The sequence below is a fragment of the Priestia koreensis genome (genome assembly GCF_001274935.1).
In the GTDB taxonomy this organism is placed as follows: Bacteria; Bacillota; Bacilli; order Bacillales; family Bacillaceae_H; genus Bacillus_AG; species Bacillus_AG koreensis.
The window spans coordinates 162,091-188,143 of record NZ_LILC01000030.1 but is presented as its reverse complement, the minus strand read 5'-3'; the positions used below and the strand labels follow the sequence as shown (position 1 = coordinate 188,143).

At 39.6% G+C, this 26,053-nt stretch carries 26 protein-coding genes and 1 pseudogene; 23 read left to right on the top strand and 4 right to left on the bottom strand.

The window, feature by feature from the left end; genetic code table 11:
• Positions 1-20: 20 nt before the first annotated feature.
• Complete coding sequence (locus AMD01_RS19775; RefSeq protein WP_053403170.1) at positions 21-770, bottom strand: SDR family NAD(P)-dependent oxidoreductase; 750 nt, start codon at positions 768-770, stop codon at positions 21-23.
• A 295-nt stretch (positions 771-1,065) separates the two neighbouring features.
• Here AMD01_RS19775 and AMD01_RS19770 point away from each other — a divergent pair, with 295 nt between their 5' ends.
• The 10 genes from AMD01_RS19770 (at position 1,066) to AMD01_RS19725 (ending at position 10,377) form a co-directional block, all read left to right on the top strand.
• Positions 1,066-2,097: a LacI family DNA-binding transcriptional regulator gene (locus tag AMD01_RS19770; protein WP_053403169.1), complete on the top strand. Its 1,032-nt coding sequence runs from the start codon at positions 1,066-1,068 to the stop codon at positions 2,095-2,097.
• A gap of 107 nt (positions 2,098-2,204) precedes the next feature.
• Positions 2,205-3,548: an L-fucose:H+ symporter permease gene (fucP, locus tag AMD01_RS19765; protein WP_211263415.1), complete on the top strand. Its 1,344-nt coding sequence runs from the start codon at positions 2,205-2,207 to the stop codon at positions 3,546-3,548.
• Between the two features lie 63 nt (positions 3,549-3,611).
• The gene (locus tag AMD01_RS19760; RefSeq protein ID WP_053403167.1) at positions 3,612-4,622 is read left to right on the top strand and encodes an aldose 1-epimerase family protein; all 1,011 of its coding nucleotides are present in this window, start codon (positions 3,612-3,614) and stop codon (positions 4,620-4,622) included.
• Positions 4,623-4,635: 13 nt separating this feature from the next.
• Positions 4,636-5,559: a ribokinase gene (rbsK, locus tag AMD01_RS19755; protein ID WP_053403166.1), complete on the top strand. Its 924-nt coding sequence runs from the start codon at positions 4,636-4,638 to the stop codon at positions 5,557-5,559.
• 116 nt (positions 5,560-5,675) lie between these two features.
• Entirely contained in the window at positions 5,676-5,903 is a 228-nt protein-coding gene (locus AMD01_RS19750; RefSeq protein WP_053403165.1) for a hypothetical protein, read from the top strand.
• Between the two features lie 128 nt (positions 5,904-6,031).
• On the top strand, positions 6,032-6,970 hold the full coding sequence (locus AMD01_RS19745) for a DNA-binding transcriptional repressor DeoR (RefSeq protein ID WP_053403164.1): 939 nt from the start codon (positions 6,032-6,034) through the stop codon (positions 6,968-6,970).
• Between the two features lie 240 nt (positions 6,971-7,210).
• A complete protein-coding gene (gene deoC, locus AMD01_RS19740; protein WP_053403163.1) occupies positions 7,211-7,882 on the top strand; it encodes a deoxyribose-phosphate aldolase in 672 nt (223 codons plus the stop codon).
• Between the two features lie 49 nt (positions 7,883-7,931).
• On the top strand, positions 7,932-8,330 hold the full coding sequence (locus AMD01_RS19735; RefSeq protein ID WP_053403162.1) for a cytidine deaminase: 399 nt from the start codon (positions 7,932-7,934) through the stop codon (positions 8,328-8,330).
• Positions 8,331-8,389: 59 nt separating this feature from the next.
• A complete protein-coding gene (locus AMD01_RS19730) occupies positions 8,390-9,571 on the top strand; it encodes a NupC/NupG family nucleoside CNT transporter (protein ID WP_053403161.1) in 1,182 nt (393 codons plus the stop codon).
• A 167-nt stretch (positions 9,572-9,738) separates the two neighbouring features.
• Positions 9,739-10,377 (top strand): AmiS/UreI family transporter, encoded by a 639-nt coding sequence (locus AMD01_RS19725; RefSeq protein ID WP_053403160.1) that lies wholly within the window; start codon positions 9,739-9,741, stop codon positions 10,375-10,377.
• A 35-nt stretch (positions 10,378-10,412) separates the two neighbouring features.
• Here AMD01_RS19725 and AMD01_RS19720 read toward each other — a convergent pair whose 3' ends face one another.
• Positions 10,413-10,955 (bottom strand): GNAT family N-acetyltransferase, encoded by a 543-nt coding sequence (locus AMD01_RS19720; RefSeq protein WP_053403159.1) that lies wholly within the window; start codon positions 10,953-10,955, stop codon positions 10,413-10,415.
• A 344-nt stretch (positions 10,956-11,299) separates the two neighbouring features.
• Between AMD01_RS19720 and AMD01_RS19715 the strand changes: the two genes are divergently transcribed.
• Positions 11,300-12,196: an alpha/beta hydrolase gene (locus tag AMD01_RS19715; RefSeq protein ID WP_053403158.1), complete on the top strand. Its 897-nt coding sequence runs from the start codon at positions 11,300-11,302 to the stop codon at positions 12,194-12,196.
• A gap of 23 nt (positions 12,197-12,219) precedes the next feature.
• Here the strand turns inward: AMD01_RS19715 and AMD01_RS24300 are convergent, their stop codons facing one another.
• The gene (locus AMD01_RS24300; protein ID WP_157052800.1) at positions 12,220-12,417 is read right to left on the bottom strand and encodes a hypothetical protein; all 198 of its coding nucleotides are present in this window, start codon (positions 12,415-12,417) and stop codon (positions 12,220-12,222) included.
• An 83-nt stretch (positions 12,418-12,500) separates the two neighbouring features.
• Between AMD01_RS24300 and AMD01_RS23740 the strand changes: the two are divergent.
• A pseudogene (locus tag AMD01_RS23740) lies at positions 12,501-12,650 on the top strand (IS5/IS1182 family transposase); the annotation flags it as partial.
• A gap of 117 nt (positions 12,651-12,767) precedes the next feature.
• Here the strand turns inward: AMD01_RS23740 and AMD01_RS19710 are convergent.
• The gene (locus AMD01_RS19710; protein WP_053403157.1) at positions 12,768-13,727 is read right to left on the bottom strand and encodes a D-2-hydroxyacid dehydrogenase; all 960 of its coding nucleotides are present in this window, start codon (positions 13,725-13,727) and stop codon (positions 12,768-12,770) included.
• 201 nt (positions 13,728-13,928) lie between these two features.
• Here AMD01_RS19710 and AMD01_RS19705 point away from each other — a divergent pair, with 201 nt between their 5' ends.
• The 11 genes from AMD01_RS19705 (at position 13,929) to AMD01_RS19655 (ending at position 26,038) form a co-directional block, all read left to right on the top strand.
• The gene (locus AMD01_RS19705) at positions 13,929-14,159 is read left to right on the top strand and encodes an excisionase family DNA-binding protein (RefSeq protein ID WP_053403156.1); all 231 of its coding nucleotides are present in this window, start codon (positions 13,929-13,931) and stop codon (positions 14,157-14,159) included.
• Positions 14,160-14,282: 123 nt separating this feature from the next.
• Entirely contained in the window at positions 14,283-15,038 is a 756-nt protein-coding gene (locus tag AMD01_RS19700) for a DUF2087 domain-containing protein (RefSeq protein ID WP_053403155.1), read from the top strand.
• Between the two features lie 12 nt (positions 15,039-15,050).
• Complete coding sequence (locus AMD01_RS19695) at positions 15,051-15,410, top strand: GIY-YIG nuclease family protein (RefSeq protein WP_053403154.1); 360 nt, start codon at positions 15,051-15,053, stop codon at positions 15,408-15,410.
• A 339-nt stretch (positions 15,411-15,749) separates the two neighbouring features.
• Positions 15,750-18,482 (top strand): dynamin family protein, encoded by a 2,733-nt coding sequence (locus AMD01_RS19690; RefSeq protein ID WP_053403153.1) that lies wholly within the window; start codon positions 15,750-15,752, stop codon positions 18,480-18,482.
• Between the two features lie 151 nt (positions 18,483-18,633).
• Entirely contained in the window at positions 18,634-19,608 is a 975-nt protein-coding gene (locus AMD01_RS19685) for a sugar-binding protein (RefSeq protein ID WP_053403152.1), read from the top strand.
• On the top strand, positions 19,605-21,032 hold the full coding sequence (locus AMD01_RS19680; protein WP_053403151.1) for a sensor histidine kinase: 1,428 nt from the start codon (positions 19,605-19,607) through the stop codon (positions 21,030-21,032). The genes AMD01_RS19685 and AMD01_RS19680 overlap by 4 nt, the downstream gene beginning before the upstream one ends.
• A 12-nt stretch (positions 21,033-21,044) precedes the next feature.
• On the top strand, positions 21,045-22,238 hold the full coding sequence (locus AMD01_RS19675; protein ID WP_053403150.1) for a response regulator transcription factor: 1,194 nt from the start codon (positions 21,045-21,047) through the stop codon (positions 22,236-22,238).
• A gap of 243 nt (positions 22,239-22,481) precedes the next feature.
• Positions 22,482-24,101, top strand: a complete 1,620-nt coding sequence (locus tag AMD01_RS19670; RefSeq protein ID WP_053403149.1) for a sodium:solute symporter family protein — start codon at positions 22,482-22,484, stop codon at positions 24,099-24,101.
• A gap of 15 nt (positions 24,102-24,116) precedes the next feature.
• Complete coding sequence (locus AMD01_RS19665) at positions 24,117-24,323, top strand: hypothetical protein (protein WP_053403148.1); 207 nt, start codon at positions 24,117-24,119, stop codon at positions 24,321-24,323.
• Positions 24,324-24,489: 166 nt separating this feature from the next.
• On the top strand, positions 24,490-25,518 hold the full coding sequence (locus tag AMD01_RS19660; RefSeq protein WP_053403147.1) for a Bug family tripartite tricarboxylate transporter substrate binding protein: 1,029 nt from the start codon (positions 24,490-24,492) through the stop codon (positions 25,516-25,518).
• Between the two features lie 67 nt (positions 25,519-25,585).
• Positions 25,586-26,038 carry a tripartite tricarboxylate transporter TctB family protein gene (locus AMD01_RS19655; protein ID WP_053403146.1) on the top strand — a complete coding sequence of 151 codons (453 nt, stop codon included), beginning with the start codon at positions 25,586-25,588 and terminating at the stop codon, positions 26,036-26,038.
• Positions 26,039-26,053 lie beyond the last annotated feature (15 nt).

Below are 26,053 nucleotides of genomic sequence, written 5' to 3'. Positions count from 1 at the left end.
AAATCTGAGCCTTTTGTTTATCATTTGAAAGAAGCATATCCTTCATCAGCCATTACCACACTGCCGTTAATTGCACTTGCCTCTTCTAGTGATAGAAGATAGACCGCATCTGCTAGTTGTTCTGGCTGAGTAAGCTTGTTGCCCATTACTTTTGCTTTCATTGCATCAATAATTCCTTTATCTTTGTAACCTTGAATGATTGGTGTATCAACTACTCCAGGCGCTACTCCAACCACGCGAATTCCATAAGGAGAAAGCTCAAGAGCTGCTGATTTCGTCATCATATTAACGGCTCCCTTTGTTGCGTGATAAGCGAATGTTCCAGGAGAAGCAAGAACCCCAAATACGGATGTGGTGTTAATGATAACCCCTTTAATGTTCAGCTCACGCATTTTTTTACCAGCTGCAATAATCCCGTAAGCAACCCCGTGCTGGTTAATATCAATAATACGATGGTAGTCTTCAAGTTTTTGATCTAGTACAGGTGTAGGTGTACCAATTCCCGCATTATTGAACATTACGTCAATGCGTCCGAAACGATTAACAGTTTCCTCAATGAGAGCCTCTACTTGTTCAAACTTTGATACATCTGTTTGAACGAAAAGAGCTTCCCCACCTTCAGCGGCAATTAGGTCTACCGTTTCTTGCCCACGAACACCATCAAAATCTGCGACTACGACTTGATCCCCTTTACGAGCGAATTTTAAGCAAGATTGACGACCAATTCCGCTTGCACCGCCTGTAATTACCGCTACACGTTTTGTTGTCATTGTAATTCCTCCCCAATTGTCCTTCATGTAAGACTATGTAATTTCATCTTTATTTTACCACTATAATAGTTAATCGTCAGATAATTAAACTTATAAGAAATAAACGGTACAATAAATCTTTATTTTGAAAACGCATACAAAAATATCTTGCTTTTTGGTTAGGGCGGTGTTAATGTAAATCCAAGAGAAATCTAAACGTTTACATAAATATATTCAGATAAATATCTATTAAAATCTTTATAAATCTATTTTTTTCTTAAAAAATCTAAACGTTTACATTTTAGGGGCGTTGAAAATGGAGTCTAAGCCAAATATACAAGACGTAGCAAAGCTTGCAAATGTATCAATTGCAACAGTATCAAGAGTTATTAATAATCAGGGTGGAGTACGGAAAGCAACCGAAGATCGTATTGTAAAAGCGATTCAAGATCTTGGTTATATTCGTAATGCCGCTGCCAGAACGATGAAAAATAAGGAAACAAAAACAATAGGTGTAATCGTGCCTGACATTAAAAACCCGTTTTTTCCACTTGTAATGGCTGGAATTGAGCAGAAGGCACGAGAAAAAGAGTACTTCACTATTTTAAGTAGCACCAACGAGTCACCGATTGTGGAAGAGGAGATCGTTAAAAATTTCATTGAGCGTGGTGTAGACGGCGTCATTATTACGACGGCTAATGAAAACGGTGATCACCTAAACCTTCTTCAAGAACAAGGAATTCCGGTTGTTGCGGTAGACCGAAGCATTAAAAAGCTCGAGGTAGACAGTGTGTTCGTCGACAACATAAAAGGAACCTATCAAGCTGTGCAACACCTTATTCTACAAGGACATCGTGATATTGCGATTATTTGTGGGCCGCAAAATACAAAACCAGGATTAGAGAGATTTCTAGGATATCAAAAGGCATTAGAGGATTACAATGTTCCACTTAATGAAAGTTATATTGTACAAGGTGACTTTAGCGAAAAAAGCGGTTATGAAGCAGCTCAGAAGTTGTTTCATACGGAGCATAAACCAACGGCTATCTTTTCTTCTAATAACTTAATGACTATTGGATGTATGAAATCGCTAAAGGATTTAGGTTGGAAGCTAGGAGAAGAGGTTTCCTTTATTGGGTTTGACGATGTAGATATTGCGACGTTTATGGAACCAAAGCTAAGCGTTGTAACACGTCCGATGAACACGGTCGGGGAAATTGCATTTCAGCTGCTTCATGATCGTATCTCGTTTAAGGATGCCATGCCGAAACGTGAGTATCTGTTATCGCCTGAGCTTATTGTAAGAGGATCTTGTCGATTGCCTCAATTTCATAACGGTAGAGGTTGAAGAGGTAGTAATACCTTTTCAGTTTCCATATAAATGTAAGCGCTTTATTAAGGAATTGGATTTAAGGGGAGAAGACTTAAAAACTTTTATACAAGGGGATGTTATGTGTGAGAAATGAACAGTTAATTCAGCTTTCAGATGGGTATTTAAATCGCACACCAATTTTTCAATTTATTTTGTTGTCTATGCTATTTCCACTTTGGGCGGTTGCTGCAAGTTTAAATGATATTTTGATCACGCAATTTAAGCATGTATTTGAATTAAGTGACTTTGCCAGTGCATTGGTTCAAAGTGCCTTTTACGGCGGTTACTTTTTAGTGGCAATACCAGCATCAATCGTTATTAAAAAGACAACGTATAAGTTTGCTATTATAACAGGATTACTTTTCTATATTGTTGGATGTACGTTGTTTTATCCAGCTTCTCATATGGCTACATACACAATGTTTTTATTCGCTATTTTTTCAATTGCCATCGGTTTAGGTTTCCTTGAAACGGCAGCCAATACGTACAGCTCAATGATTGGCCCACGTCAGTATTCTATTTTACGTCTTAACATTAGCCAAACGTTTTATCCTCTAGGATCAATTGCAGGGATTTTGCTTGGAAAATACTTAGTATTCCAAGAAGGCGCAAGCTTGGAGGCACAAATGGCGAAAATGTCGCCTACAGAAGCACAAGCGTTTGGATTGCAGATGCTACAGCATACGTTGCAGCCATATAAATACATTATTTTTGTGCTAGTCGGCGTGTTAATTCTATTCATTCTTACGAAATTTCCCGTTTGTAAGCCTGTTGCTAGTCAAAAAGGCAGCTCACAGAAATCTGCGAAGGTTATGGATACATTAAAATATTTATCTAGCAATGCTCGCTTTCGTAAAGGGATTGTCGCACAGTTCTTGTATGTAGGAATGCAGGTAACGGTATGGTCATTTACGATTCGACTTGCACTGGATTTAAATCCAGATATTAATGAGCGTACGGCTTCAAACTTTATGGTTTATAGTTTTGCTGCATTCTTTGTCGGTAAGTTTATTGCGAATTTCCTTATGACTCGTTTTTCATCTTCGACCGTACTGTTTGCATATTCTATTATCGGGTCAGGGTTAATGGTCTACGTTATGCTCGTTCCGAATATGACAGCTGTTTATGCAGCAATCGGTGTGAGTATGTTATTTGGTCCTTGCTGGGCAACAATTTACGCAGAAACATTAGAAGTAGTAAAAGAGAAACGCTACACAGAAATGGCAGGCGCAATTCTTGTTATGTCCATTGTAGGAGGCGCATTTATCCCTGCACTACAAGAGTTTGTGTCCGATAAGCTAGGCTCTATGCAAATGGCCTTTATCGTATCACTTGGCTGTTTCGTGTACATTGGTTTCTATTTCTTCGGAGAAATGAAGAAGCAAAAATCAGTTCAACCGGCTAAAAAAATGGAAATCGTTCAATAGAAGTGCAGGCAAACCAGATGGTCTAGCCATCTGGTTTGCCTAAATCAGAAAGGAATGAAGAGTATGAAAGCAACGATAGAATTACAGCGTGACTTTTTTAAAGAGAAGAAGCTTTTTTATAAAAATGATCAGCTAACCGTTCACCTTTTTCGTTATTCAACAGGTATTGAAGCATTAGAAATTAACAATGCACACGGAAAAATGATTGTGTTGCCATATATGGGACAGATTATTTGGGATTTGGAATTTGACGATATTGATTTAAAGATGAAAAATATGTTTCGCCAGCCTAAAAAGGCAACGAACATTGTAGATACATACGGCTGTTTTGCTTTTCATTCGGGATTAATTAGTAATGGCTGTCCCGGTCCTAATGATCAGCATGAACTGCATGGAGAAATGGCTTGCGCTGAGATGGACCGCGCTTGGTTAGAGGTGACAGATACAGGGATTAAAGTATGTGGTGAAACAGAATATGTAAAAGGTTTCGGTCATCACTATTTAGCAAGCCCGACTGTTGAGATGTTTGCGGATCAAACGTATGTTGATATTGCAATGAAAGTTCAAAATATGGCAGGCGTTGAAATGCCGCTACAATACATGTGTCATACCAACTATACATATCTTGAAGGGGCCGTGATGAAACAAACTGTTCCAGACGATGTCTTTTCACTTAGAAAATCAATTCCTGAGCACGTAAAACCGACTCAAAAATGGCTGGATTACAATGAAAGACTGTTAGCTGGAGATGAAGTATTGACGACGTTAAATCAGTCAGACATGTATGATCCAGAGATTGTGTTTTTTGCTGATCAGCTAAGTCAGTACGGAACAGAAGTAGAATTTACGATGACATCACCAAATGGGGTGACATTGTTTACGTCCTTTTCAACGGAGGAATTAAACCATGCAACAAGATGGTTATTGTACAACGAAGACCAGCAGGTTGGTGCGTTTGTGTTACCAGCTACTTGCCGTCCAGAAGGCTTTTTAGCAGCTGAGCAGTCAGGGACGCTAATTAAGCTAGGGGCAGGGGAAGAACGGTCATTTACAGTTCGAACAGGTAAAAAATAAGGAGGGATTTTGAATGGATATCGCAGTAATTGGATCGAATATGGTCGATCTTATTTCATACATTAATAAAATGCCAAAAGAAGGTGAGACACTTGAGGCACCTGATTTTAAAATTGGATGTGGCGGGAAAGGTGCCAATCAAGCAGTAGCGGCAGCTAAAATGGGTTCGAAGGTGATGATGGTCACGAAAGTCGGTGACGATCTGTTTGCAGATAATACGATTCGTAACCTTGAGGAATATGGAATTGATACGGCATTTTCTCAAAAAGTTCCCGGAACGTCGAGCGGAGTAGCACCGATATTTGTGGATCAAGAGTCCAAAAATCGAATTTTAATCATTAAAGGAGCGAATGCTCATTTGACTCCACGTGCAATTGATGAGGCGGCTGAACAGCTGAAAAAGTGTTCGCTTATTGTTCTGCAACTTGAAATTCCATTAGAAACGATTTACTATGCCATCGAGTTCGGGAATGAATATGGAATTCCTGTCATCTTAAATCCGGCGCCGGCATCGAAAGAATTAGATTTTGATTACGTATGTAAATGTGATTTCTTCGTCCCGAATGAAAGTGAGCTCGAAATTTTAACCGATATGCCTGTAGAAACCGATAAACAAATCCAAGCTGCGGCTTCTATGCTGGTCGAGAAGGGAGTCAAAAACGTCATTGTAACGATGGGAAGTAGAGGAGTGATGTGGGTAACAAAAGAACGTACCCAATCGATTTCTTCGCACCGAGTAAATGCGATCGATACAACAGGAGCGGGAGATGCATTTATCGGATGCTTTTCACACGTCTTTGTAAAAACCCGTGATGTTCTACAAGCACTTGAAACAGCGACCGTGTTTGCCGCTCTTAGCGTGACAAAAAGAGGTACACAAACTTCTTATCCAACTGTAGAAGAGGTAGAGGAATTTATGCAGAGCAGCGCTAGATGATGGGTAAAGAGTGAGAATGTATAATATCTCGGATGGTAAAGTAAGTCTTCGTCTCAATACACAAAGGAAGTTCATGATAGAATAAGGGAAGAACGTATACAAAAGAGGTGACAACCATGCCGTGTGAAATTGATCATTCACTTGAAAGCGTGTTCTCAAAATTAGAGAGTCAAAAGGAATTTCTTCCGTCCTCTTTATATGAGGAAATTCACACTTATTTAAGTAGTGAACGCTCACAGGAGACGCTAAATGAGGTATTTCACTTATTAAAGAAATATGATCTAGTATCTCCAGAGGAGCAAGAGGTTCGCAGACAAAATATGCACAAGTTAGTAAGAGAATAAGCAGGAGTCTTCCTTCTTATTCTTTTTTATGCTTAAATAGATCTTTCGCGTGCAATAAAGATTACAAATGTTCATCTTGTGTGAAATTTGGTAAAATAAGAGATAAATGCGGATTGTGGGAGGATGTCATGGAGCAAGAAAAAGTAAAAAAAGCGATTGAAGCAGCAAAGCTTTATTACTTATTGGATTACAATCAAAATCAAATTGCCCATAAGCTAGGGATATCAAGGCCAACTGTTTCTCGCCTTTTACAAATGGCGAAAAGCGAAGGGTTTGTTCAAATTACCATTATGGACCCAACGGATGACGTTGAAAACTTATCAAATGAACTTGAAGAAAAATTCGGTTTGAAAAAAGCCGTCGTTACATCAATTCCACAATATGAGAACACCATTATTAAGAATTATTTAGGCGAAGCAGCGGCTTGTTATTTACACGATATCGTCAAAGACGGTGATACGATTGGCGTAACGTGGGGAACAACTCTCTACCATGTCGGTCTCGGCTTGAAGCAGAAGCTTGTCAAAGACGTAAAAGTCGTACAGTTAAAGGGTGGTATTAGCCATTCAGAGACGAATACGTACTACTCGGAAATTTTATATCTGTTTGGGAAGGCATTTAATACAAATCCTATCCATTTACCTCTTCCGGCTATTGTGGATCATGTCGTAGTCAAGCAGGCGATGGAAGCGGATCGGCATATTAAAAAAGTGCTTGAAACGGGAAAAGCAGCGAATATCGCATTGTTTACGATTGGGCCTACTAAGTCTGAGTCCTTACTATTTCAGCTCGGTTATTTCTCTGAAGAAGACTTAGACATGATTTATTCGCAGGCAGTAGGAGATATTTGTTCTCGCTTTTTTGATGCAGAAGGAAATATTTTTAATGAAAGCTTAAATGAGCGAACGTTAGGAATTGAACTACAGGATCTAAAAGAAAAGGAATACTCCGTTTTAGTTGCAGGTGGACCACAAAAAATTGATGGTATTTACGGAGCGCTCAAAGCAGGGTATGCCAATGTATTAGTGACCGACCAGTTCACCGCTCGTTTTTTACTTGATAAATAATAGACAAAAAGCTCTTCCTCTTTTCTAATAGGCAGGGCTTTTTAGATGGAAAAAATATTTTTTACATTTGTTCAATAAGATGTTTACAATTGTTCGTCGTATTGATATAGTAATCATGCAAAGGTTTTCAACTACTTAAGAGCAAGAGAAACCATTCTCTTTTTCACTCTTGTTGAAAACGCTTTCTGTAACGATTTATTGTAACACAATTAACTTCTTACTAAGAGAGGACATATAACAATGACAAATTTAGCTGGAATGATTGATCATACTTTATTAAAAGCAGACGCAACAAAAGAGCAAGTGGTAAAGCTTTCTGAAGAAGCAAAACAATATTCATTTGCATCTGTATGTGTAAACCCTACTTGGGTAAAAACAGCGGCTGACATTTTAAAAGACGCACCTGAAGTAAAGGTTTGTACAGTAATTGGCTTCCCACTTGGAGCTTCTACAAGCGCTGTGAAAGCATTTGAAACAACAAATGCAATTGAAAATGGCGCAACTGAAGTTGATATGGTAATCAACATCGGTGCATTAAAAGACAAAGAGTACGATGTAGTAGAAAATGACATCAAAGCAGTTGTGGAAGCAGCAAAAGGAAAAGCTTTAACAAAAGTAATCATTGAAACATGCTTATTAACAGATGAAGAAAAAGAAATTGCATGTCAATTATCAGTGAAAGCTGGAGCTGACTTCGTAAAAACGTCAACAGGATTCTCTACAGGTGGAGCAACAGTTGAAGACATCGCATTAATGAGAAAAACTGTTGGACCAGATATCGGCGTAAAAGCATCAGGTGGCGTTCGTAGCTTAGAAGATGCAGAAAACATGATCAAAGCAGGTGCAACACGTATCGGAGCTAGCTCAGGTGTCGCTATCGTAAATGGTCAGACGTCTAACTCTGCTTACTAAGATAGTCATTTGTTCAAGAGTAAATAACCAGGGGAACGGAGAATGAACGATGGATGTTAAACAACTAGTGGAACAAGCAATTAAAGCTCGCGAATCAGCTTATGTACCTTATTCAAACTTCAAAGTTGGTGCTGTACTACTAACGGACGAGGATGAAGTAGTAGAAGGCTGCAACATCGAGAACGCTTCATACGGTTTAACAAACTGTGCCGAACGAACAGCTATTTTCAAAGCTGTTTCACAAGGACAAAAAAACTTCAAAGCGATTGCGGTAGTAGGAGATACAGAAGGACCTATTTCCCCTTGTGGCGCTTGCCGCCAAGTAATGGCAGAGTTTTGTGCTCCAGAAACGAAAGTGATTTTAGCGAATCTAAAAGGCAACGTAGTAGAAACATCGATCGAAGAGCTATTACCTGGTTTCTTTTCATCAAAAGACTTGAACAAGTAACGGGGAAAACGATAAAGAAAGCTTTTTGATACACATATGACAACAGGGGAGAGACGAATATGTCATACATCATTTCAATCATTGGGATTGTCGTCGTACTTGCTTTAGCACTTCTTGCAAGCAACAATCGTAAGACAATTAAAATTAAACCAATCGTGATTATGCTTGTACTGCAACTTGTGCTGGCGTACATCTTATTAAATACAAAGTTTGGGTTATTGGTGATCAAAGGAATTGCGGGCGTATTTGAGAAATTGCTTGAGTATGCAGGACAAGGGGTATCATTTGTTTTTGGTGGTATTGCCAATGACGGTCAAATGCCGTTCTTCTTAAATGTACTACTTCCAATCGTCTTTATTTCAGTATTGATCGGGATCTTCCAATACTTTAAAATCTTACCTTTCGTTATGAAAGGAATTGGATTTTTACTTAGTAAAGTCAATGGAATGGGGAAATTAGAATCTTATAACGGTATTGCTTCTGCACTTGTGGGACAATCTGAGGTATTTATCACAGTTAAGAAACAGCTTGGTAAATTATCACCGCAGCGCCTGTACACACTATGTGCTTCCGCAATGTCTACAGTTTCTATGTCAATCGTTGGTGCTTACATGACGATGATTGAACCAAAGTACGTCGTAACAGCAATCGTGTTGAACTTATTCGGTGGTTTCATCATTTCTTCAATTATCAACCCTTACACAGTTAGTGATGAGGAAGATATTCTTGAGGTTCAAGAAGAAGAAAAGCAATCGTTCTTTGAAATGCTTGGTGAATATATTCTAGATGGTTTTAAAGTAGCTATCATCGTTGGAGCAATGCTTATCGGATTTGTAGCCTTAATGGCAGCAATCGATAACGTATTCTCTCTCATCTTCGGAGTAACGTTCCAACATATTTTAGGGTATATCTTCTCACCAATTGCATTTATTATGGGTGTTCCAATGGGTGAAGCAGTTAAAGCTGGTGGAATTATGGCGACAAAACTCGTAACAAATGAGTTTGTGGCAATGATTGAGCTTGGAAAAGTACAGGTTGCAATGAGCCCACGTACACTAGGCATCATCTCTGTATTCCTTGTATCGTTCGCGAACTTCTCTTCAATTGGAATTATCGCTGGAGCCGTGAAAGGACTTAACGAAAAGCAAGGAAACGTCGTAGCACGATTTGGCTTAAAGCTTCTTTACGGAGCAACATTAGTAAGCGTTCTGTCTGCGATTATTGTAAGCTTCATCCTATAAGTAAATGAGATCAGTGAGTAGCAACATCCGCTCACTGATTCTTTTATTCAGTCGTTATATTGAAAAAGCATTTCCTATGGAAGGGGCTGCTTTTTCTTTTTTAGAAACCTAATAAAAAGTGAGGTGACAGATGCTGAAGAAAGGACGTATTTTCTTCAGTAGCTTCTATGGGAGATGTCGGTCTATTATTATCTGGCGCAACCTTGTTTTTAAATAGTTTGATGTTGCTTGGAAAAGCGGATGGGAAAAGTGTAGGAGTGTTTAACCTATTTATTGGGGTCCTACAAGTAGTCATTCCTTTTTACTTGATTGCTGTTTCCGATCAGCAAACGTGGACGATTTTTAATTTAGCTTGTGTATTCTTGTTCGGTTTTACGTATTTGTACGTAGGCATGACGAATGTAGCTAACCTAAACGGCAGTGGATTAGGCTGGTTTTCGGTATGGGTTTCCGTTATTGCGGTCGTTTATGCGATGGTATCTGCGGTGAAGTTTCATGATACGGTCAGCACGCTAACTTGGGTGATGTGGGCGTATTTATGGTTCTTATTCTTCTTATCAATGGCCCTTCATAAGAAGATTGATGCCTATGTTGGAAAAGTTGCGTTTGTTCAGTCCTGGGTGACGCTGACGGTTCCAGCTCTACTTTCATTAATGGGAGTATGGAAAACACCGCTTGTATCTCAAGTGTGGACGTACGTTTTGCTAGCAGCCTTTGTATATTTCATTGTTTGTACCGTTCAACTATTCGTTTCTTCTCGAAGTGTAAAAATAGAAACACCAGTCGAAACAAGAAAGCTTGCTTAATTGAAAAGCCCTTCTCTACAGAGAGGGGCTTTTTGTTATAGAAATAACCCCATCATGATCGTGTCGTAATAGCGTCCGTTCATAAATGTTTCCTTTCGAATAACGCCTTCCTGTTCAAAACCGAGCTGCTTATAAAGCTTTATGGCATGAGCGTTGTCCTCACGCGTTGCTAGATTGATTTTTCTCGTGATCCCGTTTGTGGATGCCCAACCTAGTAACTCATTCATTAGCGTTTTGCCAATCCCCTTTCCTGCGAATGCTTTTGCAATGACAATCCCTAACGTACCTGAATGCTTTGAGCGTTCGCGCTGACTTGAGTGAATGGTCGCAATTCCGACTATTTCATGCTGAATAAGGGCGAGAATCATAATGGAGTTTGACTGCGAGCGCGTTTGTTCAATCTCTTTCTTATACTCTATTACGTCCCGTTTGAATTCACCTTTACCGAAGGAAAGAAAGTCGGTTTCGCCTCCAACCATCTGATAGAAATCAATGATTGTTTTTGCATCACTTCCGACTGCTTCTCGTATTTCCACGTTATGTTCATTGTTGTTCGTCACCTTAATACCTACTTTCATTGTTGTTTAAATCATTTCACTATACCCTTTCTTGATTATAGCTGGATTGTCAATGGACGGGAAGAAGCGTGAAAATGCTCGTAGATGCTTGTCTGTAGTGGTAACGAAACTTCGTTTATGGTTCCAGCATGATATAATAGAAAGTGACTCATCGTCTTGTTTTTCACACAATCCTTGTTGAGTCTACTTCTTTTGTCAAAACCGTCTATCTATTAACCACACTTAGATTAAAAGACGAAAAGCACTTGACTTTGAGTTCTAAAAAGATGGCCTTATACAATAGTTTCAATTTATTTCATAAAGTGAAAGATGATTGTATAGAGGAAACAAGAGGAGGAAAAAACATGGGAAGTCCAGAGAGTCAAACATTACGAGAAATGATTAAAAAGCAGCGAGAGGATGCAACAACAAAAACGCTAGCAGAAAAGCGTCAGGCGATGGATGAAATGTCCGAAAGCCTTTTTGATTTAGAGGATGATGTGAAGCTTGAGAAGACTGAAATGAGAGGCGTACAATGCGAGTGGGTAACGATTCAGGGCTGTTCTGAAGAGAAGGTTATCTTATATTTGCACGGAGGCGGCTATAGTAGAGGAAGTATCTTTTCGCATCGCCATCTAGCGGCAGACTTATCGCGATTAGCAAATAGTAAAGCACTTGTTGTTGACTATCGTCTTGCACCAGAGCATCCATACCCTGCAGCGCTAGAGGATGCATTAGCCGTATACAAGGAGTTATTAAAAAACGTAAGTCCTGAGAATATTGCGATTGCCGGAGATTCAGCGGGTGGTAATTTAACGCTTGTGACGATGCTGGCGTTAAAGGACGAGGGACTACCACTTCCGAAAGCAGCCGTGCTCATGTCTCCTTGGACAGATATGAAGCTAAGCGGTAAGTCTTATCAAGAACGTGCAGAGTCTGATCCTTGGCTTACAAATGAAGCCGTGGAAAACTTTGCGCAGGATTACGCGGTCAATCACGACCGAGCTCATCATTTACTATCTCCTTTATATGGAGACCTGGCAGGCTTGCCGCCTTTACGTGTTCATGTAGGAAAAGATGAAATTCTAATGGACGATTCGCTTGCGTTTGTAGAAAAGGCAAAGCAGGCAGGTGTCGATGCTGAAGCGAAAGTATGGGAGGATATGTTTCATATTTTTACGTTCTTCGGCCGCGTAATGCCAGAAGGAAGAAAGTCGACAGAGGAGCTTGGAAACTTCTTGCATGAGGCGTTTCATAAATAAAAGAGGACAGGATCAGCCTGAGGTCACTGAAAAAGTACGTAAAGAATTGTGTTCATAACGGAGTCGGTTGATTTCCACTCCATGTCGCTTCGCTTTCCGCGGGGCGTGCGGTGAGCCTCCTCGCTGCTCTGCGGGGTCTCACCTGTCACGCTAATCCCGCAGGAGTCTCGCACTTTCCGTTTCAAACAACCTAGAGCGGCTGCATCAGGTAGAACGGCCAAGTTTCTATTCCGAAAGGAACTTGGCCGTTTTTTGCTTGATAATAAAGAAATCCATTTATTCAAAAGGAAGCATACTTCAAGGAGAGAAATCCAAGGAACGGTCTAAAATAGAAGGGAAGAATAACGAATTAAAGCATAGACACGGGTATGATGTCGCCACATCTACGGGTCCCGTTGGCATGGAAATGCAAGGGGAAAGGGCCATTTTTAGCATCAACCTAAAAAGATTGTGAAAGATAATGAAGGAAACCAAAGGAAGAATGAAAAAAAGCTGGAGAAATTCCAAAAACGGAATGGATCCAGCTTTTCTGTCTTACGTTCTACTGATCATCTAAAAAATCCGAAGTTTTTCAATAACCCTTTTTATAATCTACTACGTTAATAGAGGGGGTACTATTTTCAACATAGGATTTTAAGTTCGGAAGAAAAATATCTTCTATTACACGCTGTTCATAGTGCTCAGTTGAGCCAGCAGTATGAGGTGTAATAATTACATTGTCCATTTCCCATAATGGACTCGTTTCTTGGAGAGGTTCATGCTCGAAGACGTCTAATCCTGCGCCTAAAATCTCTTCATTTTGTAGCGCATCTATGAGTTCTTCTTCGATGACGATGTCACCTCGACCTATGTTAATAAAGAAGGCTGTATTTTTCATTGCTTGAAACTGCTCCTTACCAATTAAACGGTGGGTATCATCTGTGAGTGGAAGCGTAACGACAACGTAATCACACTGCGGGAGCAGCTCGTTCAATTGTTCTGGCTTGTACATTTGATCTACATAATCAGCGTCTTTTCCTGAATGACGCATACCGATTACGTTCATTCCGAATGCTTTTGCGATTTTTGCTGTTTCTTTGCCAATCGCCCCAATTCCTAATATCCCAACGGTTTTGCCGTGAATTTCGAGCTTCAGGTCGCCGTGATGCCACTTCTTTTCCTGCTGATTTTGTACATATGTATGAATTTTTCGTGTCAATCCAAGCATAAATGCAAAAATCGTTTCCGAAATAGGATAAGCGTGAACACCATTTGCGCTTGTAATTGTGACGTTCTTCTTAGATAAATCCTCTAACGGGAGGCTATTAACCCCTGCGCTCCACGTTTGAATCCATTTTAATGACTTTGTCTGAGAAAGATGTTGTTCCATCGCTTTTTTCCAGCCGACAATAACCTCAGCATCGGAAAAATCATTTTTCCAAACTGACGGATCTTTTCCGACAATAACATTCCAGTCCGGTACGATTTTTTTGATCTTTTCTGCATAGCTTTCAGCAATATTTTGAGCCACAATAAGTGTACGCGTTGTCATCTAACCATCTCCTAACACATATTTTGTCCTTATTTTACCAGAACAAGAAAAGTAGATAAACGAATTGGCTTCACGTGAAAACATCAGGATCTGATATAATAGAGGAACTTACTAAACTTATAAAGTTTGGGGACTATTTAATAGAATCTGTGTAGCTTCAATTAAATCATGCTGTCAATTATATAAAAAAGGAAGATGATCATGTATTTAACGATTCAAGAAACAGCGGAGTATTTGTCCGTAGACGAGTCATACGTCAAGTCGCTCATTTTACAAGGGAAAATTCGTGCACTTTATGACGGAAATGAATATCTCGTTTATAAGAAGCAGTTCGATACACATTTTGAGCAGCTAGAGAAATATAAGCAGTATGTAGAAGAGGTTTTAAACGAACCAATTCCAGAAGACATGGATGTAAAAGATGAGGATTAAAAAAAGAACTTTCCAGACGGATAGTTCTTTTTTTTGTTTTATTGACAATTTATTAAACAATAACATATTATGTTTATAAATAAACAAACAATAGTTAAATTAGTTTGTGTAAGAGGTGTTAATATGAGTATTTCAGAACAGTTTTGGGAATCGTCTTTAGAAGAATTAAAAAAAGGATATAAAGAGGAGCCTACGTATTATATATGCCTGCTTTGTTCCAAAGCGGTGGAGAAAGGGGTCATTTATCCACATCAGAGTGTTTTATATGAGGCAGAGCGCTATATGCGTGCGCATATTGAAGAGTCTCATGGATCAGTATTCGATTATCTAATCGGATTGGATAAAAAGCTAACTGGACTAACGGATCATCAGAATCGGCTGCTTCGCCTGTTTTATGAAGGAAAAAGCGATCAAGAGGTTCAGAAAGAAACAGGTATTGGCAGTGCCTCAACGATTCGTCACCACCGCTTTGCGTTAAAAGAAAAGGAGCGTCAGGCAAAGCTGTTGCTAACGATGATGGAGCTGTTAAAAGAGCGAGACGAGCATGCGCCAGCTTTTGTACCTGTGCATCAACAAGCGAAGATGATTGATGAGCGCTATAACTTTACGGTAGAGGAGAAAGAAAAAGTCGTCGCCAAATACCTTCCAGACGGATTGGAAGGAAAACTAAATAAATTTCCACTGAAGGAGAAGCAGCGGCTAATTCTTTTGACCGAAATTAGTAAAATCTTTGATTCAAATAAGGTATATACCGAACAAGAAGTCAAGCAAGGCTTGAAGCGATTGTATGAGGATGATGTGCTGTTACGAAGATATTTAATTGAGTACGGTTTTTTGGATCGTGAAGCAGATGGGAGCAAGTATTGGGTGAAAAAGTAAAGGAGTGATCACATGGATCGAAAAAAAGAATTAAAAAGCTTATTTAAAGAAAAGAAAGTAGAAGCTGGCGTGTATCAAATAAAAAATAACGAGAACGGAAAGATTTTTGTTGGAAGTACGCCCAATCTACGTACGTTAAATGGAAAGAAGTTTGAACTGACGATGGGAACGAATACGAACAGGAAGCTGCAAAATGACTGGAATTCATTTGGACAGCATGCTTTTTCTATTGAGGTATTAGAAGTGTTAAAAGAAGATAGAGAGGACCATTTGGATACAAAAACAGCATTAAAAAAACTAGAACAGCAGTGGATTGAAAAGGTAAATCCTTACGACGATCGCGGATATCATACAAAAAAAGATGAGTTGTAAAGAGGTGAATTCTTAGAATTTACCTTTTTCCATTCCCGTACAAGATGTATTTATTAAGAAGAATCTTTCATAGGATAATGAGAGGTTTCAGAAAAAGAGTGATGAGGGAAATAAACTAAAGGATGAAAATCAATAATATTCCACTTACGTATGTCTTTCCTCATAGATAAATCCCTGAACCTTACCAAACACCCAGAAAATGAAAAGGAATTGAAATTTTTAAATGATTTTTTTCTGTTAGAATAAGACAAAGAGATAAGAAAGTTCATGTTGAAACAGCACGAAATCAACATCACCTTTTGATCAAAATACATATTTAGATAAATCGTGGAGGTCAATATGACGTTAGAAAAACAATTGATCAGAAAAACGTATTATAAGACGTTTTTACCTGAAGAGTCAGAGCATCCGATTCGTGTGCTCGGAGAAGCTTTTTTAGAGGAGCAGAAAAAAGATTTATACGATGTATCATTTATCCGCTTTGCGCAAGGAGAAGTGTATTACCATCATAAAGATTTTGAAGCGGCTATTTTTAAGTGGGAAAACATCAACGGTGAGCTTGAAGGCTGGGCTCGTAAAAATGTTGGGGACGCCTACTATGAGAGTGGACTTCTAGATGTTGCGGAGGGAATCTATAAATCAATTGAAACTGATGCTGAAACGCTACGCGCAGAGGTTGCATTTCAACTGTTCTCACTATACGAAGAGCAGCAAAAGTTTGATTCGGCAGATGAAGTGATTAAAAAAGCAGTAGCAGAAAATCCGGCCTATCCAAATCTGACGGAAGTTGCGCGTACATTTTATGAAGAACAGCATGATTGGAGCAGTGCGCTTGATTTAGCGATTGGGGAGTCCATTCGCACGGAATCAACGAAATGGTTTGATGTGCTTATTCATTATGTGAGTGAAGGTCATATACAAGCGCAGACGCCTACTTATTTCCATGATGTGTTAGCGGTCTTCCACAACATTAGCGAAGATCGATTTGTGGAACTAATCGTCGCGCTTTGGGAACATTACAAGCAAACATCTTCTTATATTAAATGGTTAGAAGAGATCAATTCATTGTTAATTGAACTAGATATCCAGGCTTCAGCGGTGTGGGACCGAGTATCTAACTTTTTTGATGAAACGTACCGTGGACTTATTGCAGGTACTTACTTTATTCGTCAGTTAGAAGAACTTGTTCCGCCACTTTTAACGAACTGGCTAAAAGTAACGCAGCCTGTAAAAGCGCTATTTGCTTCATCAGCTGTCTGGGCTTGGAACGAGTTGTTCCCTTCTACGCTTGCAGCAAATACCGTAACAGAGGCAGAAAATACAATTTTCCGCTCAACCACGTCAATTGATGGCCTGAGTTACAGCATTGATCTATTTGAAGCAGTCATTCAGTGGACAAAAGTAGTGAAGGTAGATGTGGGTTACAAGCTAAAATGGTGGGCAAATCAAATGGTTGATTTGAATACTCATAATGTATTAGTAGCTGGTTCTGTGCGAAGCGGTAAGTCAACGTTTATTAATTCACTTCTTCAAGAGCCTCTTCTATCTGGAAGCCCGGCACCTGTTGTTGTTATGAACGATGATCATATTGAAGTGAGCGAGATTACCGAAGATCACGTTGAAGTAGGGACAGAGCTTAGCGGCTTACAAACGATTACGAGCCGTGCTAGAGAAGTGAAAAATGCGCTAATCGAAGTGCGCCTTCCAAACCAATTTTTAAAAGGTCAGCACTATGCATTTATCGATACACCTGGACTGAATAGTAATGCGAAAGAACGTAATGATCTAGGGGAATTTGCACCGCTTTCGGATGGAATGCTATTTGTACTAGATGCTAATACGCCGTTTACATCACAAGAACGAGATCGCCTGTTACGTTTGAAGGAGCAAGTGCCAGAGTTGTCTATTCATTTCTTGCTTAATAAAATGGACGGAATTCAAGACGCAGAAGAGGCAGCTACTCTTGTTGATCATACAGAATCTGCTATTCAAGAATATTTCCCAAATGCAAAGGTGTTCCCATATTCTTCGAAATATGCGGTTGATGAACAGGTAAATGATTTAACGGAATTTTTACAGTCAAGCTATGGATTTACGACACGTAATCTAGAAGAAGAGCGTGCAATGAAACTCTTACAAGTCGTTCGAAATACGCTTACTTATTTACTTCGTAAGCGCGTAGAAGTTGAAAATGAACTCATTGATTCTATTTCGTGGAACGAAGATATGGTGGTACGCTTAAACGGCTTTATTAATAGCTTAAGTGATGTAGAGGAAGAGAAAATCAGTATTATTTCGGGTTCGTATCGTTCGATTAAAGAAGAAATCAAAGACGAAGTACAAGCGCATATCCCAGAGCTTCTTCGCGGGTGTTCGGATTTAATTACGGAGGACAGCGATTTTCGTAATCTGCACGTAGAGTTAAATGCGAAAATGAATGAGCGAATTCAAGAATACTTACAGCTAGACGTAATGCCGAAATTCCGTCAGCTTGTTCAGGATTGGATTGAAAAATCGAATGAAGAGTTCTCCAGCAGTCAAGTATATTTAGATGAGATGAGTGAAACGTTTAACGGTATTTATGAAGGGAAAACGCTAAAACTCGCGTGTGACTTCAAAGTGCTTGATGATTGGAGCCGCGACGTTCATCGTATGACAAGTCGTGTTCAAATTGAAGAAGAAAACATCTGGCTACGCTTCAAGCCTTCACAATTTATGCTGAAAAGTGCTGGTAAGCTATTCGGAGCGTTTTCTCAAAACAATCAGCTTCTGCATAATCAGTATCAGCGATATGTGGAAAATGAGGACTACACGGACGTAACAAATTCAATTGTCCGTAAGTTCTTCCTTCAATTTGACCTGTTTGAAAAAGGGCTTGATGTGGATATTAAAATTTTCTTTAGAGGTCCATTCCAAGTACTTCAAGAAACGGTTGATCAAACAGAAGTGGAAATCAATCAAAGTAAAGAACAGCTTGATGATATGAAGGCAAATCCCGAGCTATATCAAGATCCATTAAAATTATTTGAATTGAAGCTCCGTCAATATGAGCTGATGATTCGTGCTCAATAATAAAATTCTTTTTTAATGAAAGGGACCTAACACTAAAGCTGTTAGGTCCCTTTTTATTATCGGTGATTCCATAAAGAAAATAGACAACTTCTACGGTAACGGTTACAATTCAATATATTACAAAAGTTTAGGAGAAAGCAGGAAGGACATTTTGGTAAAGAAAAAGGCATATGTTGTACTTATTATCATCTTAGGAGTGTTCATCTATCTTTTATGGTCTTTTTTTCGAACGTCCTATCAAATTCAGCAGTCCGTTCACAACATGGATCTGCGCTATCAGCAGCCATCTGCCAATCAACAGCACATCGTGTTAATTTCACAAGAACTAGATAATCCGTATTGGCGAAGCATTGAAAAAGGAGCGAGGAACGCTGCTGATAAATGGGGCATGCAGATGGAATATATCGGCCCGATTCGCATTAATCCGGATGAACAAATTCGTTATTTGGAGAAAGCGATTGCTTCGAAAGTAGATGGGATTATCGTTCAAGGATCTCGTGACCCTAAGCTACTTTCTCTTTTGACGAAAGCAAAACAAAAGCACATCCCTATTCTCACCATTGATACGGATGCTCCGAACAGTGAACGTCTTGCTTATGTTGGGACAGACAATTTTACATCAGGAAAATTATTAGGCGAGTATGTGGCAAATAGAATGAGTGGAAAAGGGACCATTGGTGTCATTATGGGAAGTCGATCAGCGGATAATCATAAGCTTCGCGTCAAGGGTTTTTTGGAGTCTATTAAGTCTTATCCAAAACTATCTGTTAAATCCGTTGAAGAGTCTAATATTTCGCAAATTCAAGCATCACAGATGGCAGAAAAAATGATGCGAACTTACCCTGACATCAACGTGATGGTTGGCACAAGCGCTCTAGACGGATTAGGCATTATCCAAGCTGCTGAAAATATCGGCAGAGAAAGTATTCATATATATGGTTTCGATAATCTAAAGGAAACAAAACAAGCGATTCAAACCGGTAAAATGGAGGCTACTCTAGAGCAAGAACCAGCGATGATGGGATACAAATCTGTGCAATTACTTCATCAGTTTTTTACAGGTCATTCAGTGAAGACTCAATATTTTACACCAATTGATGTGCTTGATGAGGAGGATGTGAAATGAGCATTCGAAATAAGCTCTTTATTTTCATTCCCCTTTTGGTCATTTTCTTGAATTTTATTTTCTTTTTGATCTTTTATAGCGGTAAACAAGTGCAAGAAAGCTATCATGTTGTGACAGAACGAATTCTACTGTACAAACAAATTACAGATGGCTCTAAACATAATCTCCGTACGCTCAATCAGCACTTAACTTCTCAAGATGATAAGAGTTTACAAGCCTTTCAGAGAGAAAAATTATCGCTTAAGGAACTACGTTCACAGCTAGCAGACCAAGAAAATATCGGCACAAGTCACACGCTGATGATTCAAGATTTGGAGCATATGATTGATAGCTTTGTAGAGGAAGAAGAGGCGACGATTTCAGCTCTGCAAAAAGGTGACTTGGCGCAATATACGCTTCATTACGCGGAAGCGGAAAAAACTTCTTCGTTTATACGAGAAGAAGGGCAGAATCTTGTTGATGCAGAGCTTAGCTTTTATCAGCCGTTCTATAAAAATATTTTGCGGCATACGGAAGTGATTAATCGATTGGGCGCGGCCCTGTTCATTATGACGACGGTTGTTAGCATTGGACTTGCGATTTGGCTATCTCGCAGCATTACAAATCCTATTAACCATTTAGTTCAGGCAGCGAGAAGAATCTCTCATGGTGAAGTCTCACCTGATATGCCAAAAGGAAACGATCGGGATGAAATCGGCATTCTCGCATTGGCTTTTCAGCATATGCTGAAAAGTTTGAAGGAACTAAACGAGAAACAGCTTGAAAGTGTTGAAAAGGATCGTCTTGTGAAGGAGCTAGAGCTAAAGGCGCTTCAAAATCAAATTAACCCGCACTTTTTATTTAATACGCTAAATGCTCTGTCGAAGCTTGCTTTTATTGAGGGTGCCGAAAAAACGAGCGATTTGACTATTTCTGTTTCAAATCTGTTGCGCTACAATCTTCAAAAACTTGATCAGCCTGTGACGTTACGTGAAGAGGTAGAGAATGTGAGCGAATACTTTGCGATTCAAAAAGCACGTTTCAGAGAGCGTATTACGTTCCAAACCGTTATTGAAGAAGAAGCAATGAATCACCTAGTTCCCTGTCTCACACTGCAACCGATTATTGAAAACGCTTTTGTGCATGGCATTGAGGGAATGGAAGAAGGGGCCGTTATTTGCCTACGTATTCAAAAGCAAGAAGACACTGTGAAAATTTCAATTGAAGATAATGGAGTAGGAATGTCAGAGGAAACAAAACAATCCTTGCTTCGGATGGAGCAGGGGGCTGTGCCATCCACTAGTACGGGTATTGGAACGGTTAACGTTTTTAAACGTCTGGAGCTATTTTATGAAACGAATAATCTCGTACGTATTGAAAGTAAGGAGGGAGAAGGAACGCTCGTAATGTTTCATCTACCATACACATCAATGCATGAACAATAAGGAGGAGATGAAATGTACCGTCTATTAATTGCTGATGATGAGGCATTGGAACGTGAAGGGTTGGAATTGTTAATTGATCGGAAAATGCCCAACACCTTTAAGGTTTTTCAAGCTTCTAACGGCAGACAGGCCATTGAACTTGCTGAAGAGTATAGACCTGATATTGTCTTGATGGACATTAAAATGCCTGGTATTCAAGGCCTAGAAGCCTTAAAGCAGATAAAAGCGATTGATCATCGAATTAAAATGGTGCTTATTACAGCGTATGACTACTTTTCATATGCGCAGGAAGCTGTTTCAATTGGCGTGAAAGACTATTTGTTGAAGCCCGCTAAAAGAGAGCAGGTAGTTGGGACATTAACCAAACTTCTTCAAGAGCTAGAAGAGGAACGTGCGAAAAGAAGTCATGAGCTAGGCGTAGAAGAAACGTTAGCAGAACTCATTCCTGTTGTAGAAAGTGAGCTTGCGATGATGCTAATGTTCAATCAGGTACAAGAAGTTGATGTTAATCGTCTGGCACAAATTGCGAACTTTTCGGTAAGAAGAGGCTATTCAATGATCGTTTATTTAGCAGAGACTTATACGCATGAAGAAGAGAAAAAGAAACTCCACGACGAGCTGAAAAATATGCTAAAGACCGTCACCAGATGCTTAGTAAGTCCGCTTCTTCAAAATGAAATTGCCATTTTTATTCCTGTTACAGATCAGTACGATCCAAAACAAAGTGAAGGTTTTCGTATGAAGATCAATAGGTTTATTGAGGGACGATTTGGCTTATCCGTTCGAGTTGAAATCGGTGCGGTGCAGATAGGATTGCCCGGTTTGCAGAAATCTTATCAAGATGCAAAGCAAAGCCTTCTCCCCGCAGAGCATCAAGAAGCAGATAAGCCACAGACTATTATCGAGAAAGCTCAATCCTTTGTTAATCAACACTATGCCGAAGATGTTTCAATGGAACAGGTGGCAGAATGGGTGAATTTAAGCTCTTATTATTTTAGTAAGGTCTTTAAAAGTGAGAGCGGACAAACGTTTACGGATTACTTAACAGAAGTTCGGATGGAAAAAGCGAAGCAGTTTATTTCCAACATGGAGCTAAGCTTAAAGGAAATTTGCTTTCTAGTGGGGTATAAGGATCCTAACTACTTTAGCCGTGCCTTTAAGCGTTACACAGGTATGACGCCTACTGATTATCGAAATCTAATGTGAAAGTCCATCCCTTGAGGTGGACTTTTTTGTTGTGGAAAAGCAAAAAAGTGCTAGGAAAGAAACCCTTTTCATTAATAAACGTATGTGGAACAAAAAAGTGAAGGTGAATCGCAAAGAAGTGAAGAATTTACTTCCCTTTTAATAAAATTCTCTATGCTACAATTGTGTAAACGCATTCAATGATTTGCTGTATAGAGAGTAATAAAGATAATAGACAGCAAGAGGCGAAGGGAGAAGACATCAATGGGAGAAGCAATTTTTCATCCGAAATTCGTAGACTATTCAATCATTTTAGTATACTTTGCTTTTGTAATTTTAGTAGGGGTCGGTTTAAAGAGCAAAATGAAGACAGGAGAGGACTTTTTCTTATCAGGACGCTCTATTCCAGGATGGATTACGAGTATTGCCTTTTTGTCTGCTAACCTTGGGGCAGTAGAGATGTTAGGAATGGCTGCAAGCGGTTATCAATACGGCTTTATGACAGCTCATTACTATTGGTTAGGGGCAGTACCTGCAATGGTATTCTTAGGGATATTCATGATGCCATTTTATTACGGTTCAAAGGCAAGATCTGTTCCGGAATTTTTAAAGTTCCGCTACAACGAAGCAACACGCGGATTTAATGCCGTTTCATTTGCAGTAATGACGATCTTAATGTCGGGGATTAGCTTATATGCGATGGCCCTTATTTTAAAAGTGTTGCTTGGATGGTCAATGAATATGAGTATTGTTTTATCTGCTTTAATCGTCCTAGTTTATGTCGGAGTCGGCGGATTAACATCCTCTATTTATAATGAGGTCATTCAGTTCTTCTTAATTTGGATCGGATTGTTACCGATTACATTCCTTGCGCTAATTGACGTAGGCGGTTGGGATGGACTTATGTCTAGAATACCAGAGAATCTCACACATACGTGGGTGGGGACATCAACAGCAGCTGGAAACGGGATGAGCGTTGAATGGATTGGGCTCGTTTTAGGACTCGGGTTTGTCCTGTCATTTGGATATTGGACAACAGATTTCCTTGTTGTACAGCGTGCAATGGCTGCAAAAGATATGACGGCAGCTCGTAACACACCGATTATGGCATCATTCTTGAAAATTTTAATGCCGTTGTTAACGGTTATTCCAGGACTTGCGGCAATTATTTTACTGCCGAAGCTTGGGACAGTTGACCACGGTGGTAACTATGATATGGTTTTACCTTTGCTGATGGCAAAATATTATCCAACAGGGTTGCTTGGACTAGGGATCACGGCGCTACTTGCTTCGTTTATGTCAGGAATGGCGGGTAACGTTACAGCGTTCACCACTGTATGGACGTATGATATTTATCAAGCCTATATTAAAAAAGAAGCATCTGATAAACATTACCTATTTATGGGTCGTCTTGCGACGGCTGGGGGAATCATCATTAGTATTGGGACAGCCTATATTGCAATGGGATTCCCAAGCATTATGGATTATATCCAAACGCTATTCGGATTCTTTAATGCACCGCTGTTTGCAATTTTCTTAATTGGAATGACGTGGAAACGTGCAACAGGATGGGGAGGCTTCTGGGGATTATTAGTTGGGACATTAACGGCTGCAATCTTGTATTTCGGCTTACCGTCCGATTACTTCCCAAGTGCCGCTGCAGGGAACTTTTGGAGAGCATGGTGGGCATTCTTTGCTGCCTTTGTGGTCGAAATTCTAGTGAGCTTTTTCACTAAGCCGAAGAAACCAGCAGAGCTTATTGGACTTGTATACGGTGTAGGAGACAAGTTGAAAGAGCCGAATCTTCCTTGGTATCGTAAGCCATCCATTCTCGGTACGATTTCAATGGTCATCTTTGTAGCCGTTAACATTTGGGCATTTTAAGAGGAGGGTGAAGTCATGAAAAAAATGCTTTTGGATATACGCGCGAATATAGGATGGATTCTAACGATCATCGGGTTGCTTATATTAGTGACAGGTATTGTTAGCCCTCCAACCCTAAAGTCATTAAACGGTCTAAATATTAACCTTATATGGGGAAGCGTAACAACAATTGTTGGCGTTATTTTCCTAGGTTTGTATTTTAAAAACCCAGATATGGATTAAAGAAGGGACGAATGCTGTTATCGGCATTCGTCCTTTTTTGCGTGAACTTTATGAACAAAATGGCTCTAACGTTTTTAATACACATTACGTCGATAATCTCATATTGGAACAAAAGTTATGTACAATTTAGAAAACGCTTACAATTTTAAAAAGAGGGGGAAGAAAGATGTTTAAAATGAAAAAGCTGTCTGTGTTAATGTGTGCAAGTGCTATGGTTGTCGGATTAGCGGCATGTAGTGGAGAAGGGGCTTCTACGAAAGGGGGAGCCAAAGGAAGCGACTATCCAAATCGTGCAATTACGGTTGTAGCACCATCAGGAGCAGGTGGCGGATGGGATTTAACGGCACGCTCATTTACAAAGATACTGAGCGAAACAAAGGCGGTTGACGAGCCGCTAACGGTCGAGAACAAACCAGGCGGCGGTGGAGCTGTTTTTATGGCACAGTATGCAACCCAAGAGGCTGATAACAATGACATGTTATTTGTCAATTCCCCACCAATCATTATTAATAACTTGAAAAAAGAAGGAAATAGCCCGTACGGCTATAAAAATACAACGCCCTTAGCACAGTTAACGAAGGATTATGGAGCGATCGTTGTAAGAGCAGACTCAAAGTTTAAAGATTTGAAGTCATTGCTAGATGAAGTGAAAAAGGATCCAACTAAATTAACGTTTGCTGGGGGATCCGCACCGGGTTCAATGGATCATCTAATCTCCATTCTTCCCGCTTACAAGTACGGAGTTGATCCAACGAAAATTAAATATGTTTCGTATGACGGTGGAGGAGAAGCCATTACGTCGCTATTAGGAAAAAATGCGGATGTTATCGGAACGGACGTATCAAGCGTACGTGAGTTTTTAAAGGCAGGAAAAATTCGTGTATTAGCAACCACTGCACCTGAGCGTTCAAAGGACAATCAATTAAAAGATATCCCGACTGCTAAAGAAGAAGGGGTAGACGCAGAATTCCTAATTTGGCGTGGTGTATTCGGCCCAGAAAAAATGTCTAAAGATGCAAAAGATTACTGGGAAAAGACAATTGGCAAACTTGTAGAATCTGATGAATGGAAGAAAGAAGTAGAAACGCAAGGATGGGAAATGGAATACAAAGATGCAAAAGAATTCACTTCGTTCCTAAAAGATCAAGAAGAGCAAGTGACGCAGCTTCTAGATGCATTAGGAATGAAAAAGTAATATTTCGCACATGCGATATAAGCGGTTATGTCGTCTGTGCGCTACTTGTAGAGAGGAAGTGATAACGATGGACGTTAAATTTGATCGTATTGCTGCTGTACTGTTTCTCCTAGTTGGCGTGCTGTTTATGTATGGAAGCAGACAAATTGCTAGCTCGGCATATGGAAGTGTTGTAGGACCCGATATTTTCCCGCTCGTACTAGGTGGGATTTTAATTTTACTTAGTCTTCGTCTATTCTACGAAACGTTCCGCTATCAGGTGAAAAGCGGTGAAAAGGTAGAAATGCAGTATAAACTTTTTGTCATCATTTTTATTGCGACATTAATTTATGTGTTAACACTTGAAACGATTGGATATGTCATTACAACTTTTGTGTTTTTGCTTGTATGCTTTCAAGCGATGGAAAAGGGAAAATGGATCAAATCTTTTATCATTTCCGCAGCTTTTTCAGGAATTGTCTATTACGTATTTGTTGATATTTTAAAAGGAACATTACCGGGATGGCCAGTTTGGTTTTAGGCTACAAAGAGGGGT

What these genes read in the sequence shown, in the direction of transcription:
- rbsK (WP_053403166.1), top strand. Translation starts at nt 4,636, where the DNA reads ATGGATATCGCAGTAATTGGATCGAATATGGTCGATCTTATTTCATAC.
- AMD01_RS19690 (WP_053403153.1), top strand. Translation starts at nt 15,750, where the DNA reads ATGACGTTAGAAAAACAATTGATCAGAAAAACGTATTATAAGACGTTT.
- AMD01_RS19660 (WP_053403147.1), top strand. Translation starts at nt 24,490, where the DNA reads ATGTTTAAAATGAAAAAGCTGTCTGTGTTAATGTGTGCAAGTGCTATG.
- AMD01_RS19680 (WP_053403151.1), top strand. Translation starts at nt 19,605, where the DNA reads ATGAGCATTCGAAATAAGCTCTTTATTTTCATTCCCCTTTTGGTCATT.
- AMD01_RS19750 (WP_053403165.1), top strand. Translation starts at nt 5,676, where the DNA reads ATGCCGTGTGAAATTGATCATTCACTTGAAAGCGTGTTCTCAAAATTA.
- AMD01_RS19655 (WP_053403146.1), top strand. Translation starts at nt 25,586, where the DNA reads ATGGACGTTAAATTTGATCGTATTGCTGCTGTACTGTTTCTCCTAGTT.
- AMD01_RS19730 (WP_053403161.1), top strand. Translation starts at nt 8,390, where the DNA reads ATGTCATACATCATTTCAATCATTGGGATTGTCGTCGTACTTGCTTTA.
- AMD01_RS19675 (WP_053403150.1), top strand. Translation starts at nt 21,045, where the DNA reads ATGTACCGTCTATTAATTGCTGATGATGAGGCATTGGAACGTGAAGGG.
- AMD01_RS19775 (WP_053403170.1), bottom strand. Translation starts at nt 770, where the DNA reads ATGACAACAAAACGTGTAGCGGTAATTACAGGCGGTGCAAGCGGAATT.
- AMD01_RS19725 (WP_053403160.1), top strand. Translation starts at nt 9,739, where the DNA reads ATGGGAGATGTCGGTCTATTATTATCTGGCGCAACCTTGTTTTTAAAT.
- AMD01_RS19700 (WP_053403155.1), top strand. Translation starts at nt 14,283, where the DNA reads ATGAGTATTTCAGAACAGTTTTGGGAATCGTCTTTAGAAGAATTAAAA.
- AMD01_RS19695 (WP_053403154.1), top strand. Translation starts at nt 15,051, where the DNA reads ATGGATCGAAAAAAAGAATTAAAAAGCTTATTTAAAGAAAAGAAAGTA.
- AMD01_RS19745 (WP_053403164.1), top strand. Translation starts at nt 6,032, where the DNA reads ATGGAGCAAGAAAAAGTAAAAAAAGCGATTGAAGCAGCAAAGCTTTAT.
- AMD01_RS19705 (WP_053403156.1), top strand. Translation starts at nt 13,929, where the DNA reads ATGTATTTAACGATTCAAGAAACAGCGGAGTATTTGTCCGTAGACGAG.
- AMD01_RS19720 (WP_053403159.1), bottom strand. Translation starts at nt 10,955, where the DNA reads ATGAAAGTAGGTATTAAGGTGACGAACAACAATGAACATAACGTGGAA.
- AMD01_RS19710 (WP_053403157.1), bottom strand. Translation starts at nt 13,727, where the DNA reads ATGACAACGCGTACACTTATTGTGGCTCAAAATATTGCTGAAAGCTAT.
- AMD01_RS19760 (WP_053403167.1), top strand. Translation starts at nt 3,612, where the DNA reads ATGAAAGCAACGATAGAATTACAGCGTGACTTTTTTAAAGAGAAGAAG.
- deoC (WP_053403163.1), top strand. Translation starts at nt 7,211, where the DNA reads ATGACAAATTTAGCTGGAATGATTGATCATACTTTATTAAAAGCAGAC.
- AMD01_RS19735 (WP_053403162.1), top strand. Translation starts at nt 7,932, where the DNA reads ATGGATGTTAAACAACTAGTGGAACAAGCAATTAAAGCTCGCGAATCA.
- AMD01_RS19770 (WP_053403169.1), top strand. Translation starts at nt 1,066, where the DNA reads ATGGAGTCTAAGCCAAATATACAAGACGTAGCAAAGCTTGCAAATGTA.
- AMD01_RS19670 (WP_053403149.1), top strand. Translation starts at nt 22,482, where the DNA reads ATGGGAGAAGCAATTTTTCATCCGAAATTCGTAGACTATTCAATCATT.
- AMD01_RS19665 (WP_053403148.1), top strand. Translation starts at nt 24,117, where the DNA reads ATGAAAAAAATGCTTTTGGATATACGCGCGAATATAGGATGGATTCTA.
- AMD01_RS19715 (WP_053403158.1), top strand. Translation starts at nt 11,300, where the DNA reads ATGGGAAGTCCAGAGAGTCAAACATTACGAGAAATGATTAAAAAGCAG.